Source organism: Paraburkholderia sp. Tr-20389 (assembly GCF_017104565.1).
Lineage (GTDB): Bacteria > Pseudomonadota > Gammaproteobacteria > Burkholderiales > Burkholderiaceae > Paraburkholderia.
The window spans coordinates 682,280-701,347 of sequence record NZ_JAAGPD010000001.1; the positions used below are offsets into that span (position 1 = coordinate 682,280).

Annotated in this window: 16 protein-coding genes; 4 read left to right on the forward strand and 12 right to left on the reverse strand. The window is 62.9% G+C overall.

Going from position 1 to position 19,068, the window contains the following annotated elements; genetic code table 11:
• Positions 1–343: 343 nt before the first annotated feature.
• From G3N95_RS03110 to G3N95_RS03120, 3 genes are all read right to left on the reverse strand, one after another.
• Entirely contained in the window at positions 344–1,411 is a 1,068-nt protein-coding gene (locus G3N95_RS03110; protein ID WP_205968470.1) for a LuxR C-terminal-related transcriptional regulator, read from the reverse strand.
• Between the two features lie 159 nt (positions 1,412–1,570).
• Positions 1,571–2,809, reverse strand: coding sequence for a chromate efflux transporter (chrA, locus tag G3N95_RS03115; protein WP_205968471.1), 1,239 nt, complete (start codon positions 2,807–2,809; stop codon positions 1,571–1,573).
• Between the two features lie 162 nt (positions 2,810–2,971).
• Entirely contained in the window at positions 2,972–4,309 is a 1,338-nt protein-coding gene (locus tag G3N95_RS03120) for a trypsin-like peptidase domain-containing protein (RefSeq protein WP_241018179.1), read from the reverse strand.
• A 711-nt stretch (positions 4,310–5,020) separates the two neighbouring features.
• Here G3N95_RS03120 and G3N95_RS03125 point away from each other — a divergent pair.
• Positions 5,021–5,329 (forward strand): hypothetical protein, encoded by a 309-nt coding sequence (locus G3N95_RS03125; RefSeq protein WP_205968473.1) that lies wholly within the window; start codon positions 5,021–5,023, stop codon positions 5,327–5,329.
• A 41-nt stretch (positions 5,330–5,370) separates the two neighbouring features.
• On the forward strand, positions 5,371–6,372 hold the full coding sequence (locus G3N95_RS03130; protein ID WP_205968474.1) for a zinc-dependent alcohol dehydrogenase family protein: 1,002 nt from the start codon (positions 5,371–5,373) through the stop codon (positions 6,370–6,372).
• Here G3N95_RS03130 and G3N95_RS03135 read toward each other — a convergent pair.
• The 8 genes from G3N95_RS03135 to G3N95_RS03170 all read right to left on the reverse strand — a co-directional run bounded on the left by G3N95_RS03135 (position 6,369) and on the right by G3N95_RS03170 (position 15,814).
• The gene (locus G3N95_RS03135) at positions 6,369–7,283 is read right to left on the reverse strand and encodes a glutaminase (protein WP_205968475.1); all 915 of its coding nucleotides are present in this window, start codon (positions 7,281–7,283) and stop codon (positions 6,369–6,371) included. The two genes, G3N95_RS03130 and G3N95_RS03135, sit on opposite strands and share 4 nt — an antisense overlap.
• Before the next feature lie 162 nt (positions 7,284–7,445).
• Positions 7,446–9,089, reverse strand: a complete 1,644-nt coding sequence (locus G3N95_RS03140) for an APC family permease (protein ID WP_205968476.1) — start codon at positions 9,087–9,089, stop codon at positions 7,446–7,448.
• Positions 9,090–9,468: 379 nt separating this feature from the next.
• On the reverse strand, positions 9,469–10,149 hold the full coding sequence (locus G3N95_RS03145; protein WP_205968477.1) for a hypothetical protein: 681 nt from the start codon (positions 10,147–10,149) through the stop codon (positions 9,469–9,471).
• 119 nt (positions 10,150–10,268) lie between these two features.
• The gene (locus G3N95_RS03150) at positions 10,269–11,453 is read right to left on the reverse strand and encodes an acyltransferase (RefSeq protein WP_205968478.1); all 1,185 of its coding nucleotides are present in this window, start codon (positions 11,451–11,453) and stop codon (positions 10,269–10,271) included.
• Between the two features lie 122 nt (positions 11,454–11,575).
• Positions 11,576–13,492, reverse strand: a complete 1,917-nt coding sequence (locus G3N95_RS03155) for an AAA family ATPase (RefSeq protein ID WP_205968479.1) — start codon at positions 13,490–13,492, stop codon at positions 11,576–11,578.
• Positions 13,493–13,991: 499 nt separating this feature from the next.
• Positions 13,992–14,153, reverse strand: coding sequence for a DUF1328 domain-containing protein (locus tag G3N95_RS03160; protein ID WP_180734151.1), 162 nt, complete (start codon positions 14,151–14,153; stop codon positions 13,992–13,994).
• 139 nt (positions 14,154–14,292) lie between these two features.
• On the reverse strand, positions 14,293–14,730 hold the full coding sequence (aroQ, locus tag G3N95_RS03165) for a type II 3-dehydroquinate dehydratase (protein WP_205968480.1): 438 nt from the start codon (positions 14,728–14,730) through the stop codon (positions 14,293–14,295).
• Positions 14,731–14,752: 22 nt separating this feature from the next.
• On the reverse strand, positions 14,753–15,814 hold the full coding sequence (locus G3N95_RS03170) for a Gfo/Idh/MocA family oxidoreductase (RefSeq protein WP_205968481.1): 1,062 nt from the start codon (positions 15,812–15,814) through the stop codon (positions 14,753–14,755).
• Positions 15,815–15,904: 90 nt separating this feature from the next.
• Here G3N95_RS03170 and G3N95_RS03175 point away from each other — a divergent pair, with 90 nt between their 5' ends.
• The gene (locus G3N95_RS03175) at positions 15,905–16,861 is read left to right on the forward strand and encodes a LysR family transcriptional regulator (protein WP_205968482.1); all 957 of its coding nucleotides are present in this window, start codon (positions 15,905–15,907) and stop codon (positions 16,859–16,861) included.
• Positions 16,862–16,923: 62 nt separating this feature from the next.
• On the opposite strand, the gene kdgT is transcribed toward G3N95_RS03175, so the two are convergent.
• Positions 16,924–17,940, reverse strand: coding sequence for a 2-keto-3-deoxygluconate transporter (kdgT, locus tag G3N95_RS03180; RefSeq protein ID WP_205968483.1), 1,017 nt, complete (start codon positions 17,938–17,940; stop codon positions 16,924–16,926).
• A gap of 280 nt (positions 17,941–18,220) precedes the next feature.
• Between kdgT and kduI the strand changes: the two genes are divergently transcribed.
• Positions 18,221–19,057, forward strand: a complete 837-nt coding sequence (gene kduI, locus G3N95_RS03185; protein ID WP_205968484.1) for a 5-dehydro-4-deoxy-D-glucuronate isomerase — start codon at positions 18,221–18,223, stop codon at positions 19,055–19,057.
• The last annotated feature ends 11 nt before the right edge of the window (positions 19,058–19,068 follow it).

The following is a 19,068-nucleotide window of genomic DNA, read 5'->3' on the forward strand; positions in this document are numbered from 1 at the left end:
ATCTGCAGTCACGTTGTTGCTGGCCTTTAAAACGTACGTGATATCGGCTCGCGATCCGCTTCGCCGCATTCGCGCAATCGTTGAGAACGCATCGCAATGCAGCGGCCGCGCATGCAGATGCAACGCTGCGCCGGCGGGTCGAAGTGCGGATGGCTCGCGTGTCGCGTCGGTCGGCAAAACATGCGCCCCGACGGTCATTTCGACGTGCGATTGCTATGTGTTATAGATCAAAAACCGCCGTTTAAAACGGCCTTTTTTCCTGAATCGGGTTTGCGTCATTCAAACCGTCGGACGCAGCACGGCGATTGATATCGCGCATGTAAATAAACCGCTGCACATGAAACTAGTTTTTCGCGCGCAGATTGTCCGCTTCGAGCCGGCGCGTAATTAAATGAATCAGATAAGTAGCGAACTCCGGATCCTGATAATAAAGCCGCATGGCATCCGTCGCCGAGACCATCAGCAATTCGCAATCGCTGATGCAGCGCGCGGTACAGGTGCGCCGGTGATCCGGCGAAAAGAGTCCGATCTCGCCGAGCACCGTGCCTTGCCCGACTTCGATGTTGATCTCCAGCAGGCTCACCGTGCCGCGCACGACGTAATACAGCGCGTCGCTCGGATCGTTCTTGCGGAACAGCACTTCGCCCGCCTTGAAGCGTGACGGCATCGTGAACGCCAGCAGTCTGCCCACTGAAAGCTGGCCGTCCAGCGCGTGATGCAGCTGCGCGTCGCCGATCTGCTGCAAGCGCGCGGCGGCCACGCTCGCCTGCCCGCGGCTGCCGACCTTCAATGCCTTGTAGACGGTATACAGGTGCACCTTCACGGTGCCTTCCGTGATGTTCAACTGTTTCGCAATCGACTTGTTGGTTTCGCCGCGCGCAGCCAGCGCGAGCACCTGAATTTGCCTGGGCGTGAGGACGTGAGGCTTCGCGTCGGACGATGCTTCGGCCGATGCTTCGGCGATAGCCAAAGCGGAGGCGTCGGGTGTGGGCGCATCGTTCGCGGACAACTCCGGCGGGAGCGCTTCCAGCACCAGCGGCGCGGACGCCGGATAACGACTGCCGGCAAGCACGAGACGCAGTGCATCCAGCAGCGCCCGTCCCGATTCCGATTTGCCGAGATGCCCCGCGACGCCCGCCGACACGAATTGCTCGACCGTCCGCGGATCGACGGCTGTCAGCAATACGAGCACGGGCAAGCCCGCTGAAAGACGCTGCGATGCCGTCGCCACGCTGAGCGCATCGGGCAGATAGTCGCCGTCGAGCACGATCAGATCGGCGGGCGCGCCGCTCTCGAAGACGTTCGACGCGTAATCGGCACAACGCACGTCGACCTGCTCGCCGAGATCGGCGAGAAGACGCGCGACCCCATCGCGAAACAGACCTGTCGGAGCGACGAACAGAATCAGCATGCGCGTCTGCTCCTTTGCGGTTGGCCGGCGGTCCGTGTGCCGCGTGCACCTTGCTATTGATATGAATAAAACAAAGCGCCCGCGCTGCTAACCGTTATAGGACACGCAACGCGATGCGTGTGGCGCGCCATGCGCATCGTACGGCCGCGCGAACGCGCTTCAGCGCACGTACGATTCGACGATTCCCGCTGCCGCGCACAGCAGTACGACGAGCAAGGGCCGCACATTCCAGCGCGTGAGCAGAATCAGCGCGATCACGGCGACGGCGAAGTCGGCGGCGGAGAGAACCGCACTCGTCCACACGGGCGAATAGAATGCACTTGCCAGCAAGCCGACCACCGCCGCATTCGCGCCCGCCAGCAGCGCCGCCACGGGCGGCCGCACGCGCAACGCCTGCCAGTGCGGCAGCACGGCGATCACGAGCAGCAGGCCAGGAAGAAAGATGCCCGCCGTCGCAAACAACGCGCCGAGCGCGTGATGGGATGCCGGACTCATGATCCAGCCGAGGTACGACGCGAACGTGAACAGCGGCCCCGGAACGGCCTGCGCCGCGCCATAGCCGGAGAGAAATTCGTTGGCCGATATCCAGCCGCTCGCGACCGTCGCCTGCTGAAGCAGAGGCAGAACGACATGACCGCCGCCGAATACGAGCGCACCGGACCGATAGAACACGTCGACGACCCTGAGCATCCACGCGCCAGGAAGAAGCGCTTCCAGCGCGGGCAAGCCGACCAGCAACGCACAGAACAGCACGAGCGCGATGACGCTCGCAACGCGCGGCAAAGCAAAGGCGTGTGCATCGTGCGACAGGTTGCGTGCGTCGGCGGATGTCGAAGTCCGGCAGAACATCAACCCGAGCAATGCGCCGCCGGCGATCACGATGATCTGCGCATACACGGTCACGAGCATGCTCAACACGGCGAGCGCCGCCAGCGCGATGGCTGCGCGCACGCGATCGGCACACAGGCGTCGCGCCATGTCCCAGATGGCCTGAGCAACGACGGCGACTGCGACGAGCTTCAACCCGTGTACGAGGCCCTGGCCGATTGCGTTGTCCAGCAGACCGGCGATGCGCGCGAAGCCGGCCATCAGGATCGCCGAAGGCAACGTGAAGCCGAGCCACGCGGCCAGGCCGCCCCACCATCCCGCTCTCAGCAGGCCGATCGAAAAACCCACCTGGCTGCTCGCCGGTCCAGGCAGGAACTGGCAGAGCGCGAACAGATCGGTGAAGGTCGTGTCGTCGAGCCAGCGCCTGCGCTCGACAAACTCGCGGCGAAAGTAGCCGATGTGCGCAATCGGCCCGCCGAAGCAGGTGCAGCCAAGCAGCAGGAAGACACGCAGCACTTCGAATGCGCTGCCGGTGCGCGTCTCGCGACGCGACGTGCTTTCACTTTCCATAAGGATGGTCGACGGGCGTAAGGTCCGATGCGCTTCAGGCGAAGCGCATCACTCTAACGCAAATGACTTGCGGCGCGATGGTTCGACATTCGCAGCAGCGCGCTGCCGTTGCCCGACGCATGCAGACGTAGGCGGGGCGATGCCCGCCTCGTCGCAACATGCTTACTTGAGATCGACGGACACGAAGCTGCGCGCGTGATTGCGCTGGATCAGCAACGCCGCCTTCTTGCCCGCCTTCGCCGCGAGCGATGCGAGTTCGTCCTGCGACGCGACCAGCGTCCCGTTCAGCGACAGCACCACATCGCCCGGCTTGATGCCGGCATTGCCTCCCGTTCCCGATACGTCGTCGACCATCAGGCCTTGCGGGAGTCCCGTCGTGCGCCGTTCGTCGTCCGTCAGCGGGTGCATGCTGAGACCGAGATGATCGAGTGCGCCGTCATCCGTTGCGGCCGCTGTCTCGGACTTCGCGGAAGCCGTCGCGCCGATCATCACCGTGATCTGCTTGCGATTGCGAATCAGCTTGACGGGAACCTTGGCCCCCTCCTGCACGTCGAGATCCTGATCGGCGAGATCGGCGGCGTGTTCGATCGGCTTGTCCGCGACCTGCATGATCACGTCGCCCGCTTTCAGTTTGCCCGCCGCTGCGGGACTGCCGGGATCGACGGCAATCACCAGCGCGCCCGCCGCACGCGGCAGCCCGAACGCGCCCGCGAGACCGGGATCGACGTCCTGCACCTGCATGCCGAACGCGCCGCGCGCTTCCTTGTCTTGCGTCTGCAACTGTGCACGCACCTTGTTCGCCATGTTGATCGGGATAGCGAAGGTCAGGCTCTGAAAGCGATCGCCGTCGGCATAGACCTGCACGTGAATGCCGACCACTTCGCCCGCCCGGTTGAACACCGGTCCGCCCGAATTGTCCGGGTTCAATGCGCCGTTGGTCTGGAAGAACGGGAACTTCGTGCCGTCGGCCAGCGTGCGCGACGTCGCGCTGACGATACCCGCTGTCACCGTGTTCTGATAGCTGTCCGGCGAGCCGATGGTCAGCACCTGCTCGCCGACGCGCACACGCGTCGAATCGCCGAGCTTGACGACAGGCAGCTTCGTCGCCTCGATCTGGATCACCGCGACGTCGCTTTGCGCATCGACGGCCACCACTTTCGCCTTGAACTCGCGCCGGTCCGTCAGGCGTACGGTCACGTCGTCCGATCCGTCGACGACATGCGCCGTCGTCAGTATCAGGCCATTCGGGCTGACGATGAAACCCGAGCCCACACCCGAGATCGCGCGCGGCGCACTGGCCTGGCCGTCTTGCGCTTGCGGCATCGCCTGCCGGAAGAACGCGAACAGCGGGTCATCGCCGTCGATGGTTTCGGAACTCGTGCCCGACGCGGGCGCCGGTGCAGCCGGCACCGCGGAGGCCGCCAGCGGCTTCTCCGGCAAGATCGCGCGGATGTTCACGACGGCCGGTCCATAGCGCTCGACGATCGACGGGAAGTCCATCGTCGCGTTCGCATTCTCAGACGCCGCGTGCTTTTCTTTCGCCGGTGCGGATGCGGATGTTGGCGCGGATGCAGCGCCGGCACTCGCCGCGTTCGTGGTGGAGTAAGCGGCGAGACATGCCGCTGTCACGGCAGTGCAAAGCCAGATGTGGGATATGGACGAGTGAAGCACAGCGCACCTCCGTGGCGTTCGTGATGCCAAGCACTGTGAGGAAATTATTTCGCGCGCTGCCACCGGCGACTGTGACGTAGCACACCGAAGAATTCGAAAAGAAAGGGAACCCGGACAGCCGGCGCGAAACACGAAGCCACACACTCCTTCCGCACGCGCGGATGAAGCGATCGACCCTTTATGCTTGTCGGATTGGATCGAAGTCGAGGTGTGTTTCGGCAGCATGTTTGCCCGCGATGGACAATCAGGGACGCGAACGGTTCGCTCGCACGCGGGCCGCGCGACGGCCTGGCCGACGCGATCAACACTGTGCTCTCCCTTGCTTCATTTATAGAGAGCCTGCGAAGAAATTGCAGCGAGTACAAATCCTGGCATGTGCCGTTCTTATGTGTCAGTTTCAGGTCGATGCGTCCCGCGTTGTCGCGATGCAATATGCGCCGTGGCGCTTTTCGAGCCGCGTCACAACAGATTCCCCCGGACGCGGCACAATAAGATCTATTCGCCGCGCCCGCGGCGCCAACCGTCATTGCGAGGTCGAGCATGGAGACGAAACTGACCGCCCACCTGCCCACCGTCGACGTCGAAATCACGCGCCGCAAACTGCCTGAAAGGCATGCGGAAAGCGTGACGATCCACATTACGGCGGTGCCTTCCCTCGAGGCCGCCGCGCGATGGTTCGTGCAACCGGATCTGTTTGCGCTGGCGTCGCCGCTGTCGATGTTCTCGATGTGGTCGATGTGGCTGCGCGCGTGGCAACCGTGGCTGCCGTCCGCCGTTGCAGCCGTTCACGCTGCTCAGGAACCGGAGAAGCGGCTGACGGAAAACAGGGATGCCGCATCGCATGACTGAATGACGCTTTAGTCGCGGCTTCCGCATGAGGAGGATCGAACATGCGCGCAATGGTTTTCGACGGTTCGGGCCCGGTGCTCGCCGAGCGCGAGTTGACGCTGCGCACGCCGGCGCCGGGCGAAGTGCTGATCGACGTGCTGGCGTGCGGCGTGTGCCGGACCGACCTGCATGTAGTGGATGGCGAGTTGACCGAGCCCAAGCGCCCGGTGATTCCCGGGCACGAGATCGTCGGACGGGTCGCGGCGCGTGCGGCGGATGTGACGGCGTTCGATATCGGCGAGCGCGTGGGCGTACCGTGGCTCGGTCACACCTGTGGCGTCTGCGCGTACTGCGCGAGCGGCCGCGAGAACCTGTGCGATGCGCCCGGCTTCACGGGCTATACCATCGACGGCGGCTACGCCGAACAGGTGATCGCCGATCATCGCTATTGCCTGCATCTGCCCGAACGTTACGACGACGCCCAAGCCGCGCCGCTGCTGTGCGCGGGTCTCATCGGCTATCGCACGCTGAGCATGGCGGGCGACGCGAAGCGCGTGGGCATCTACGGTTTCGGCGCGGCAGCGCATATCGTCGCGCAGGTCGCGCGTCATCAGGGCCGTGCGGTGTATGCGTTCACGCGTCCCGGCGACGATACCGCGCAACAACTCGCGCGCAGGCTCGGCGCGACGTGGGCAGGCGGCAGCGACGAAGCGCCGCCCGAACCGCTCGATGCCGCGCTGATCTTCGCGCCCGTCGGCGCACTCGTGCCCGCCGCATTGCAGGCCGTCGTCAAGGGCGGCGTGGTGGTGTGCGGCGGCATTCACATGAGCGACATCCCGGCGTTTCCGTATGCGTTTCTGTGGGGCGAGCGCCGCGTGGTCTCGGTCGCCAATCTCACGCGCGCCGACGGCGACGCGTTCATGAAGATCGCCGGCGACATGCAGCTCGATATCGAGGTGACGCGCTATCCGCTCGCCGACGCCAATCGTGCGCTGGATGATTTGCGCTGCGGACGGGTGTCGGGGGCTGCGGTGCTGATGTGCGACAACGAGGGCGCTTCTTAGAAAATCGAGCGGCCCGTTTGGGTGGTCAACCACTCCAGCGCCAGCACGCCAGCCAGCGAATTGCCGTTGCTGTCCAAGCCCGGCGACCACACGCATACAGCCATCTCGCCCGGCAACAGCGCGACGATGCCGCCGCCCACGCCGCTCTTCGCGGGCAAGCCAACGCGATAGACGAAGTCGCCCGCTGCATCGTAGGTGCCGCATGTGAGCATCAGTGCCGACAGACGCTTGGCGGAACTCGAATCGAGAATGCGCTCGCCCGTCGACGGCACGACGCCGCCGTTGCTCAAATACAGCGCGGCTTGTGCAAGCTCGACGCAGCTCATCGAAATCGCGCACTGCCGGCAATAGGCATCGACCACGACTTCGGGCGGCATCTCCATGTTGCCGAAGCTCGCCATGAAATGCGCCATCGCGCGATTGCGATGCGCGTGCTGCAATTCGGATTGCGCGACGCGCATATCGTAGTCGATCGACGGCACGCCGGTGACGCGCCGCATGAATTCGACGAGCGCGGTCTCCGCCTTTACGAAGCGGCGGCTCAGTACATCGGTGACGATGAGCGCGCCTGCATTGATGAACGGATTGCGTGGCTTGCCCTGCTCGGCTTCGAGTTGCACGAGCGAATTGAACGCGTTGCCCGACGGCTCGCGGCCGACGCGTTGCCACAAGTCGTCGCCGAGCAGCTTGAACGCCATCGTGCAGGCGAACAGCTTGGAAATGCTCTGAATCGAAAAACGCGTGTCGGCCTGCCCCACACGAAAGACGTCGCCCGACGTCGTGACCACGGCCATGCCGAAGCTGTTCGCGGGCACTGTCGCGAGTTCGGGGATGTAATCGGCGACGCGCCCCTTGTCGAGCCAGGGCTGCAAGTCGGTGTGAATCTGTTCGAGGATGCGGGAATAGTCCATCGAGGCGTTCGAGCGATGACGGTAGGTGAATGGATACGGTACGCGCTTCGATGGCTCGACAAACGCAAAGCGGATCACGATGTGCGTGATCCGCTTTCACGATGATGCGAGAACAGCGTCGGCCCGGAGCGCGAGCGCTATTCTGCACTGAAAATATTTCAGCTAGTGCGCCGACATCCACTCGTCGGCTTGCGAGCCGCTCGTCGCGTGGCCAGACGCCTTGTCGCCGTGGACTGGATCGCGCTCGTCGAGATAAGCCGAGCGATAACCCGTATGCACGCCCCAATAGTAGAAGATCAGCGAGAACACGATCACGACCAGCATGTCCCAGCCGTACGGCAGCACGCCCATGCCGCCGAACTGCTTGCTGCCGATCAGCGACAGGATCGCCATCACGGGCAGATACGCCACCAGCCACCACGCCGCCTTCAGATCCTGATTGAAGCCCGAGAAGCCCGACTTCGCCTGGAAGTAGAAGAACACCGGCAGCGCGACGATCATCAGCAGGATGATCTCGCCCGTCAGCGGCCACTTCGCCCAGTACAGGATCAGCGACGCGCACACGAACGCGAACGGTGCGATCAGGCTCATGCCCGGAATGTGCAGCGGACGCTCGATGTCGGTCGCCGCGCGGCGCAGTGCCATCAGGCTGATCGGGCCCGTCAGGTACGAGATCACCGTCGCCACCGAAATCACCGCCGCCAGCGAACTCCAGCCGCGGAAGAAGAACAGGAAGATGAACGATACCAGCAGGTTGAACCACATCGCCGGACGCGGCACGCCGTACAGCGGATGCACGCTGCCGAAGATCTTCGGCATCGTGTTGTTGCGCTCCATCGCGTAGATCATGCGCGTGGTCGTCGCCATGTAGGTCGTGCCCGTGCCGCTCGGGCTCACGAACGCATCGACGTACAGCAGGATCGCGAGCCAGTTCAGGTTCAGCGCGATTGCCAGTTCCGCGAACGGCGACTTGAAGTTGAACTGGCTCCAGCCCTTCATCACATCGGCCGGGTTCACTGAGCCGATGTACGCGACCTGCAGCAGCACGTAGATCACCAGCGCCAGCAGGATCGAGCCGATCACCGCGAACGGCACGCTCTTCGCCGGATTGCGCGCTTCGCCCGCGAGGTTGATCGGACTCTGGAAACCGTTGAACGCGAACACGATGCCGCTCGTCGCCACCGCCGTCAGCACCGCCGACCAGCCGTACGGCGCGAACGTCCCCGTGCCGCCAAAGCTGTCGCCGAGGTTTTCCTTGTGAAAGCCGCTCATCATCAGGCCGAGAATCGTCAGGCCGGGAATGATGAACTTGAAGATCGTAATGGCGGTATTGGCGCGCGCGAACACCTTCACGCCCCAGTAGTTCAGCATGAAGTAGATCACCACCAGCACCGCCGACAGCAGCAGACCAGGCGTGGTCAACGAACCATCGATGAACAGGTTATGCGCCCATTCATACGGCCACGTGCTCATGTACTGGATCGACGCTTCGGCTTCGATCGGAATCACCGATACGATCGCGATCCAGTTGGCCCACGCGCTGATGAAGCCCACCAACGCGCCATGAGAGTAACGCGCATAACGCACCATGCCGCCCGACTCGGGGAACATCGCGCCGAGTTCGGCGTACGTCAGCGCGATCGCGAGAATCACCACCGCGCCGATCACCCACGCGCACAGCGCCGCAGGGCCTGCAATCTTGGCCGCCTTCCAGGCGCCGAACAGCCAGCCGGACCCGATGATCGAGCCGAGCCCCGTCAGCATCAGCGCGAACGGGTCGATGTGCCGTTGAATAGAACTTTTCAATTGTCTTCCTCATATCTCAGGTGCACGGCTTCGCGCTGCCACCTTGCGCTGGCATCGGCGAATTCCGGCTTTCCTTGTTATTCGATAGCGAAGTGCGACCGCTGCCGCACGCTACGCCGCGAGAGGTATCGTCGACGGTTCTGGTGCCGTCGAGCGAGTGCGGGATGGTCGCGAAACGGCCCGGCGGCGTCCAATGCCAATTGCGCATGAGGGTCATGCGCAAAAAACATAACGTAGAAAGAACGCTGATGCGACGGGGCGTTAGCGCTAGTGGGCAGTGACACCCGTCAACATCCGGGCACGCCAGGAGAATGCGCACAGCATATTGAGACTGACGACACGCATACAAACGCTATCAAAGGGCTTTCGGCGTAACGCCTCAACCGCCCAGCGCGATGATCGCCATGGTCAGCAGGACACCCAGCGCCGTCATCGACAGCCCCGCTCGCATGCTGCCGACGCCCGAGAAGCGGCCAAGCGCAAAGCCCGCGCCGAACAGCATCACGAGCGTCAGCACGCGCGAAACGATGAGCGCCGTCTTGACATCGCTGAGCACGACGAACGGCAGCGCAACCGGAAAAGTGGAGATCACGACGATGAGGAAAATGCCCAGCGCGCCGATGAAGTCGGCGCGCACGAAACGCACACGGGCATGCAATATCGGAGTCGCTACGATCCGCGCGCGAATCGCTTCGAGCTCCGAATCGGCGACGAGCGTTTTCAGCGCTTTAGGCAAGGCATCGCGCAACGCCTGCACGGCGACGGCGGGATTTTTCTCGCGCTGCACGGTCATCGCGAGCGTCACACGCCGGTCGCGATTCGTCAACGTGCGCACCAGGAACATCACGGCATCGGCGAGTCCCCATGCGAGATTACAGCCCAGCGCGGAATACAGCATCTTGCGGCCCGCGTCTTCGCCTGCCGTGACGGCCGATACTGCGCCGACGAACGTCAACGCCATAAACAGTCCGAAGCACAACTCGGATACACGGTCGACGGTATCCAGCACCGGCTCGCGCGTCGCGCGCTCGTCCCCTGCCGCCTGCGTTGTGGTGTCCATTGCGCCTCCTTCTGCATCGACGGCCCTCGCCCCTTTCGAATGGTAGCGGGAGCAGCCGGGGTGCGATATTGGACCAAAGGCGCACGGCGCTCCCTGCGTCGAGCGGCAATACATCACGCTCAGCGCGATCCGTGAAAGCGTCCGTCGACGTGCGACAGCAGCTTGCGCGACAGGCGTGTCGCGCGTCCCTGGATCAGGCGGTCGGAGAGACGCGATAACCCATACGACGCAACCAACGCGGTCAGCACGGTCATGACGTAAAGCACCAGCGACACGTCGCGATCCGTTTGCCGGAAGGTGCCTTCGAAGAAATGGAACGTCGCGTACACACAAATGAAGTGCCACAGATAGATGCCGTAGCTCTCGCGCCCCAACGCCGACGCGCACTGCCGGACGACAAGCGTCGCGCGCGACTGCATCATGCGGCGCACGGCATCGGTTTGCGAACAGACGAAAAGCAGGAACGCAACGGCCGCACATGCGGCAAAGATCGGCGCAAACGCGTGCGACTTCGCGAGCCACACGCCGAGCGCCGCCGTGGCGAATGCGAACGCGACGGCCAATGCAAAGTACGTCCATGCGCCGCGCTTCGTCACGTTCGATGTACCGAGCAGATGCGAACGGAATCCATACCACGCCCACATGCCGACGATAAAGCACGGTCCCTGCACGGGCGGCCAGAAGTAGCTGAACGAGTTGTTGCGGACCTGACAGTCGAGCGTGCCGTTGCAATCGCCGATCGACAGCGTCGCGACGGAGAGCGCCAGCAGCACCAGCGTCGCCAGCATGAGCCGCACGCGATTCATCGCGGCAAAGAACAGCAGCGGTGCGATCAGATAGAACAGCATCTCCACGCCGATCGACCATCCGCCCGGCACGACGTTGTTGATCGCCGTCGGCGACAGCGCATGCAGGAACAGCACGTTGAGCAGGATGTCGACGGGACCGTGCGCGCCGAGCACCCACGCGCGCTCGAAGCCCGAATGCATGGCGCCGTAGCTGATCGCGCCGTAGACGGCAATCGCCGCGTAATACAGCGGAGCGATGCGAAAGAAGCGTTTGATATAGAAACGCAACGTGACGTGCCGCGCATCCGTACAACGCTCGTGATCGATTTCGAGCGTCATGAAGATCGTGATCGCGCTGATCACGAAGAACAGCTGCACGCCGTATTGGCCCATGCGGGCCATCAGCGTGACAGCATGCGGCAGATTGGGAAACTGAAACGACAGGTGTACTGCGACTACCCCGACGATCGCGAGCGCCCGACCTGCGTCGAGCGCGGCAACGCGTCCTTTATCCATCGACTGTCCTCCTCGCGTTCGTGAGTGCGCCTGGCAAGGCCGCGAGGTCCGTGGACAAATCGTGCTAAGCGGAAGTTCCTGTTTTTTTAGCGCGTGTCGCGTTGTGCGTCGAATACGCCGCTTTATGCCGCTGCCGGTTGTTCCGCGAGATGCAGCGCTTCGCGGCTCGTCTTGTGTTCGTCGATCAGGCGATAGACCGTCTCGCCCGGCACCGTCTCCGATTCGAGCAACTGGTTCGCGATTGCGCGCAGCACGGGCGCGTTATCGTGCAGCAGCGAATAGCACGCGTCGTTCAGATCCTTGAGCAGGATGTTCGCGTGTTCGATCGCCCCTTTCATCTGCAGGCCCGCATATTGCGCGGGCAGCGCCGCGAGACTGAAGAGATTGCCGTCGGCGTTGAAACCGAACTTCGACACCATGTCGAGACTGATGCGCGATGCTTCCTGCAAGTCCTGCGCGGCACCGCTAGACGCTTCCGAGAACATCAGCAGTTCGGCATTGCGCCCGCCCAGCAGCACCTGGATTTCATTGCGCATTTCAGTTTCGCGGTACAGGTGCTTGTCCTGCGTCTTCGTGATCAGCGCGACGCCCAATGCGCCGCCGCGCGGCAGAATCGTTACTTCTTCGAGGATGCCCGTGCCGAGCAAAGCCGCCACGAGTCCGTGCCCTGCTTCGTGAACGGCGATACGTGTGCGCTCGTCTTCGGTGAGCGCGCGTTCCGCGCCATTCACGTCGCCGATGCGCGCGATCTTGATTGCTTCGACGAAATGCCTTGCCGCGACTGTGTTGTCGCCGGCCTTGCGCGCGACGAGCCCCGCCTGGTTCACGACCATCGACAATGTCGCCGGCGACAAGCCCGTGGTCAGCCGCGCGAGCTGAGTGAAGTCGATGTCGTCGGCCTTCGACGTCAGCTTCGCGGCATAGAAGCGGATGATCTCCGCGCGATCTTCGAGATCGGGCAGACGCACTGCCACCGTGCGATCGAAACGGCCCGGACGGCGCAATGCCTCGTCGAGGTTGTCGGGGTGATTCGTCGCCGCCACGATGATCACGCCTTCGTTCGATGCGAAGCCGTCCATCTCCGCGAGCAACTGGTTGATGATGCGGTTGCTCTCGGCTTCGACGGGTCCGCCGCCCGTATCCGTGCGTTTCGCAAGACCGTCGGCTTCGTCGATGAAAATCACGGTGGGCGCATTCTTGCGCGCAAGTTCGAACAGATGCTTGACCTTCTGAATACCGACGCCGTAGTACTTCGCGCTGAAATAGCTGCCCGTGATCGAAATGAAGTTCGCGCCGCATTCGCCGGCGAGTGCCTGCGCGAGACGCGTCTTGCCCACGCCCGGGCCGCCCGTCATCAGGATGCCGCATGGCGCGCGCACGCCCATGCCCGTGAACTGCTTCGGATTGGTCAGATAGGCCTGAATGTCGGACAGTGCGGCTTTCGCTTCGCCTGCGCCGATCACGTCTTCGAACGAAAGCGCCGGCGTCTTTTCGAGCAGCCGCGCGCCGCCCGTCATTTCGCGGCGCATGAACCACACGAGCCCGCCGATCAGCAGCAGCGGCAGCAGCACGCTGATCGCGTCGCGTGCCTTGTCGAACGCGTCGATCCAGCGTGCGGAGCCCGTATGAATATTGGCGTCAGGCAAAAAGACCAGTTGATACGGAGACTTCGCGTCCGCTTTCATCTCGCCCAGCAGCAGCGCATTGGAAAAGGCCGAGTTGTGATCGGTGACGTAGTACTTCGCGCCGTCGCCCGTCGACACGAGAATCGCATTCGGACTCACGCCGATGGCCGTCACGTTGCGCTCGCGAATATCGCGCAGCATCTCCGATGCGTCGCGCTCCTGATGTGTCCACGCCGACGCGTCCTTGCGCATGTCGCTTGCGACGCCCGTCAGAACCGGCGCGCTTTGCACGGTACGCTGCTGATCGTGGCGCAAATGCAGGAAAGTCACGAGCGCCACGAACGCCGTTGCAGTCACGCCAAGCATCACATAGCGGCCGTAACGGGACCAGAACGTATTCTTTGCCGGTTTCATCTGTTGATTCCTAAAACGGGCCGTAACGCGGCCTTTTCGCGTATTCGCGCGAACAATAAAACGGAGTGCACCGCGCACGGTGCGCGTGACGAGACGGAGTGGAAAGTGGCCGGACTACCCGAGGCGCAGCCGCGAGCGAGGAAGGGACCAGCTATTTAGTGCAATGATGTCGGTAAAAAAGACACGCGCATGCGTCCCTCTTTCAACCTCAGAGTACTTAACGCATTATGCCCAGGCTTATCCCATTTCCAAAACAGTAGAAAAGGGCTTATTTAAGGGCTGATTCGCGCGATCGAATCGATCTGCCTGAATAGAAGGGGCTTTGCGGTCGATGTCCCGCATTCGTGTCCAAATGGGAAAACACTTTTTATCTTCGCGAAGGCCGCGAAGGATTTTCGCGCGGACGTTGCATCCGCGCTAACGGCAAGCTATAGCCAACTACGGCCAGCTGCACGAAACGGCGAGGCGGACTGCCCTTCCGCCTCGCCTGCGCGCCGCGTCAGCGCCGCACGACACCCATCAGCAGCGTCACGATGAAGATGACGAGGAACAGGAAGAACAGGATCTTCGCAATGCTGGCCGCGCCTGCTGCGATCCCGCCGAAGCCAAATACAGCAGCTATGAGCGCAATGACAAAGAAAACCAAAGCGTAATAAAGCATGATCTGACCTCCGTTGCTCGAGTTGTGGTCCCGGCTGCACGCGCGGCGACGTTCAACCACCGGAGCAAACACCGTACCTATCGCGAGGCAACGAAGGCGTCCATGTCTGACGATACGACCTGGACGTGTACTCCAAAACCTACGCAATGGCCGCGACGGCAGCGCGCAAACCCAGCAGATAGCTGTTCACGCCAAACCCGCAAATCTGGCCCTTCACGATTTCCGCGAAAACGGATTGGTGACGAAACGGCTCACGCGCATGGATGTTCGACATATGAATCTCCACGACAGGTACGGTCAGAATCGCGAGTGCATCGCGAATCCCGTAGCTGTAATGGGTCCATGCGCCCGCGTTGATCAGCACGGCGTCCGTCTTGTCGGTGAACGCCTGATGAATCCGCAGACACATGTCGCCTTCGTGATTGGTCTGATAGCTCTCGACCTCGACATTCAGTTCGCGCCCGAGCGCCTGCAATTCGCTGTCGATCTCTTCGAGCGTCACCGTGCCGTATTGCACGGGGTCGCGCTTGCCGAACATGTTGTGATTGATCCCGTGAAGCATCAGTACTTTTTTCATGTCACCTCCTCGTTATTTGCAATCAGGCTGCCGCGTGCAGCCTCGTATCGATGATCGCGCCCGTGCGCGCCGATTCCGCGATCGCCTCGGTGATGCGCAGGTTTTGCAAGCCGTCGCGCACGGTGACGAGCGGCTGCGCGCTGCCCGCTATCACATCGCAGAAGTGTTCGAGTTGCCGTTCGAGCGGATCCGCGCGCTCGACGCTCGCCACAGAAGTCTCGAACGGCTTCCACCACGAACGGTCCTCTTTGCGCGCATAGGTTTTCAGGCGCATCGTCGGCACCGACAGCGAACCCATGTCGCCCGCGATCACATAGCAGTCTTCGTCATCATAGGATGCGTAGCTTGTGTTCTCCTGCGACGTCTGCTCCCAGCTGCGCGGCGAGGCAGCCGTATCCGACAGCAGGAACGTGCCGAGCGCACCGCTTTCGAAGCGCAGATTGATCGCGACGGTATCCTCGACGGCGAACTGGCGCGCTGCGTTCGACGCAAACGCCTGCACCGCGACGATCTCGCCGCACAGCGAACGCAGATTGCCGATCTCGTGAATCAGGTTGAGCAGGATCGGACCGCCGCCCGCTTCGCGCCGCCACGGTGCGGCGTCGAAGTAGTCGTCTGGCTTGAAGAAGACGGCGCTGCCCATCACGCCGACGATCCTGCCGATCCGCCCTTGCTGGATGATCTCGCGCGCCGTCGCGAGAATCGGACTGTGCGCGCGATGATGGCCGACCAGCAGCGGCACGCCCGCCGCGTCGGCAGCGGCACACAGGCGCTCGCCTTCGTCGAGCGTATGGGCGACGGGCTTCTCGATCAGCGCGGGCACCCGCGCGTCGATGCATTGCAACGCCTGTTCTGCGTGGAGCTGATTCGGCGTCGCGAGCACCACGCCGTCGGGACGGCCTTTCTCCATCAGCTCGCCGAGCGTGTGAAACAGCGGCACGTCGGCGCTTTGCGCAACCTCTTGCGCGGCTGGGCCGGGATCGACGATCGCACTCAGACGGCAGCGCGGATTCTGCTGGATCAGTTCGATATGGCGCCGGCCGATAAGCCCGGCGCCCGCGACGGCAAGCTGGATTCGTCTCATGATTTCGCGTTGTATGGCCGCCCAGGGATTGGACGGCTTCGTGAATTGAGACTAGATTACTCGTGCCGATCACAAACATAATCCGACCAGATGGAAAATCATAATGCGCTTTTAGCCACGAATGACGGCTTCCTGCGCGACCTGCAGTTGTTCTGCACCGTGGCGCGCCGCGCGAGCTTCGTCACCGCATCGGCGGAAATGGGTATCTCGCCTTCGCATGTCAGCAAGCGCATCGCGCTGCTCGAAAAGAGCCTCGGTGTGAAGCTCTTCATGCGAACCACGCGCCGCGTCAGCGTGACGAGCGACGGCGAAGCCGCCTTCCAGTGGGCGCAAAAGATCCTCGACGACGTACAAGGCATGTCCGACGCTTTCTCCGGCCTGAAGAGCGATCCGCGCGGCATCCTGCGCATCAGCACGAGTCTGCGACTGGGCCGCGAACATGTGTCGCCGATTCTTTCGCTGCTGCGCAAGCGCTACACGGGCCTGGAAATCTGGCTCGAACTGCTCGACCGCCGCGTCGATCTCGTCGGCGAGGGATTCGATATCGACATTCGGGTCGGCAATATTCAGGAGCCGCATCTGATCGCACACAAGATCGTCGACAGCGTGCGGATCCTGTGCGCATCGCCCGAGTATCTGAGGCGCGCAGGCACGCCGCGCACGCTCGCCGATCTCGCGCAGCACGACTGCCTGCTGTTTCGCGAGCGCGACCAGCGCTTCGGCGCGTGGCGCCTGTCGGGACCGGACGGCGAGAAGTCGGTCAAGGTGACGGGCCCCGTCGCGTCGAATCACAGCGACATCGTCCAGCAATGGGCGCTCGATGGTTACGGCATCATCATGGTGTCGGTGTGGGACGTCGCGTCGAGTCTCGAATCGGGCGCGCTCGTGCGCGTGCTGCCGCAACATCACCAGCCCGCCGACGTGTGGGCCGTGACGTCCGCGCGCGCGTCATCGTCCGCGAAGCTTCGTGTATGCGTGGAGTTTCTGAAGGAGCATTTGACGCGCGGGCCGTACGCGTTGAAAACGCGCGGCGTGGGCGGGCTATGAAGCGGACCGGCGCGAACGGGCATCTCCGCCCGTTCGCGCCGTTTGACGTTGCAGCGTCCGCGCTACTCGTGCGCGCCGAGCGGTTTCAATTCACCGACGCTCTCTTCTTCGATCTGCTGGTTCACGCCCGCCTTCATCCGCGCTCGCCGCGACCACATTGCGGTGAGGATCGGCACGAGAATCGCGGTGACGAGACATGCCGTCGCGACCATCGCCGTCGCGGCGGGAACCATCGGCTTGAAGCGCGGAATCATCTCGCCGATGATCGACGGATTGGCGACCGCCGCACCCGCCGTCGACGATGCCGCAAGACCCGCCGCCCCATTGCCGCCCGCGATGAACTTGTCGGCGAGAATCAGCGGAATGCCCGTGATGACGATCACAGCAAGGCCGAGCAGCACGCCCGGAATGCCGCTCTTGACGATCACGTTCAGATCGATGCCGTTGCCGAGCGCGAAGCCGAAGAACGGAATCAGCGGCACCACGCAACGGCCGAACAGTTCGCGCAGCGCGCTATCCAGATTGCCGAGCGTAAAGCCGATCAGGAACGGCAGCACCGCGCCGACGAACAGACGCGGCTCGAAGAACGCAACGCCCGTCGCGCCGAGAATGATCATGCTGACGAGCGGCCCCGATTCGATCGACATCAGCACGAACGCGCCCGCCTCTTCTTTCGTCCCGTATTGCTGCATGACAGCGGCATACAGACCGCCGTTGGTCATGTCCATCGAGGTCGTGATCGCCAGCACGGAAAGCCCTGCGAACAGCCCCGTCTTGATCCCGTCGATGGGCAGCAGCGACGACGCGACGATCGTGGCGAGCCACGCCACCAGCATCTTCGTGACGAGCAGCGTGCCCGACTTGCGCAGCACGGTGCCCGTCGCGCGCAGGTCGATGGTCGCGCCCATGCAGAAGAACCAGACAGCGAGAATCGGCACGGTGCCCGTGATGAGGCCGTTCGTGAATGATCCAAAGTACTTGCCTGCGCCAGGCGCGAACGAATGCACGCAGGCGCCGAGCAACAGCGGTATCAGCATGAGACCGCCCGGTACGCGGTCGATTGCCTTCTTCAGTTTCATGTCTCCTCCATACGACGCCAGGCCGGTGATGGGAACGGCGAACTGTCCGGTATGAGTCCGGCTTCGTCCGCCCGTTCGCGGACTATAGCATCGGTAAAGGAACGTTGTTCCGTTTTTGTTCGCATGGAGATTAATCGTTTACCCTGCTTTTGCAAGCCACCTCCCGCTATGTGGCCATTTGGCGATTTTCCTATTTCGGACCATCGTTCCGATCATGCTAGACTGCGCGCACAGCCAACCCGGACGCCGCATCCAGATGCCGTCCCGCAGCGGAGGAGACATGGAAGTCAGACAGAGCATCAACAGCGAATACGCGAAAACGCTCGACACAGCCGGACTCAGGAAGGAGTTCCTGGTCGAGAAGGTGTTCCAGCCCGACGCGCTCGCGCTCACGTATAGCCATATCGACCGGATCATCGTCGGCGGCGCGTTTCCGCAGACGCGCGCCGTCGAAGTGCCCAGCGCGCTCGGCAAGTCGATCGGCGTCAGCTATCTGCTCGAACGGCGCGAGCTGGGTGCGATCAACATCGGCGGCGACGGTTGGGTCGAAGCGGACGGCAAGCGCTTCGTCGTGCGCAACGAGGAAGCCATCTATGTCGGCAAGGGCACGCAGTCGCTCACATTCGGCAGCGACGATCCCGCGCGGCCCGCGAAGTTCTATCTGAACTGCGCGCCTGCCCAGGCGACGTACCCGACGCGCACCATCACGCTCGCCGAAGCGTCGCCGCAGACGCTCGGCGATCCCGCCACGAGCAATCGCCGCACGATCTACAAGTTCATCGTTCCGGAAGTGCTGCCCACCTGCCAGCTGTCGATGGGCATGACCAAGCTCGAGCCCGGCAGCCTCTGGAACACGATGCCCTGCCACACGCACGAGCGGCGCATGGAGGTGTATTTCTATTTCAACGTCGCCGACGATGCCGCCGTCTTCCACATGCTCGGCGAGCCGCAGGAGACGCGTCACATCCTCGTGCACAACGAACAGGCCGTGATCTCGCCGAGCTGGTCGATCCATTCGGGCGTCGGCACGCGCGCCTATACGTTCATCTGGGGCATGGTCGGCGAGAATCAGGTGTTCGGCGACATGGACCATCTCGCCGTGCGCGAGCTGCGCTGAGGCACTTCATC

Coding starts and splice junctions, on each gene's coding strand:
- G3N95_RS03150 (WP_205968478.1), bottom strand. CDS start 11,453: ATGGATAAAGGACGCGTTGCCGCGCTCGACGCAGGTCGGGCGCTCGCG.
- chrA (WP_205968471.1), bottom strand. CDS start 2,809: ATGGAAAGTGAAAGCACGTCGCGTCGCGAGACGCGCACCGGCAGCGCA.
- G3N95_RS03135 (WP_205968475.1), bottom strand. CDS start 7,283: ATGGACTATTCCCGCATCCTCGAACAGATTCACACCGACTTGCAGCCC.
- G3N95_RS03120 (WP_241018179.1), bottom strand. CDS start 4,309: ATGGACTTCCCGTCGATCGTCGAGCGCTATGGACCGGCCGTCGTGAAC.
- G3N95_RS03160 (WP_180734151.1), bottom strand. CDS start 14,153: ATGCTTTATTACGCTTTGGTTTTCTTTGTCATTGCGCTCATAGCTGCT.
- aroQ (WP_205968480.1), bottom strand. CDS start 14,730: ATGAAAAAAGTACTGATGCTTCACGGGATCAATCACAACATGTTCGGC.
- G3N95_RS03175 (WP_205968482.1), top strand. CDS start 15,905: ATGGAAAATCATAATGCGCTTTTAGCCACGAATGACGGCTTCCTGCGC.
- kdgT (WP_205968483.1), bottom strand. CDS start 17,940: ATGAAACTGAAGAAGGCAATCGACCGCGTACCGGGCGGTCTCATGCTG.
- kduI (WP_205968484.1), top strand. CDS start 18,221: ATGGAAGTCAGACAGAGCATCAACAGCGAATACGCGAAAACGCTCGAC.
- G3N95_RS03155 (WP_205968479.1), bottom strand. CDS start 13,492: ATGAAACCGGCAAAGAATACGTTCTGGTCCCGTTACGGCCGCTATGTG.
- G3N95_RS03145 (WP_205968477.1), bottom strand. CDS start 10,149: ATGGACACCACAACGCAGGCGGCAGGGGACGAGCGCGCGACGCGCGAG.
- G3N95_RS03110 (WP_205968470.1), bottom strand. CDS start 1,411: ATGCTGATTCTGTTCGTCGCTCCGACAGGTCTGTTTCGCGATGGGGTC.
- G3N95_RS03125 (WP_205968473.1), top strand. CDS start 5,021: ATGGAGACGAAACTGACCGCCCACCTGCCCACCGTCGACGTCGAAATC.
- G3N95_RS03130 (WP_205968474.1), top strand. CDS start 5,371: ATGCGCGCAATGGTTTTCGACGGTTCGGGCCCGGTGCTCGCCGAGCGC.
- G3N95_RS03170 (WP_205968481.1), bottom strand. CDS start 15,814: ATGAGACGAATCCAGCTTGCCGTCGCGGGCGCCGGGCTTATCGGCCGG.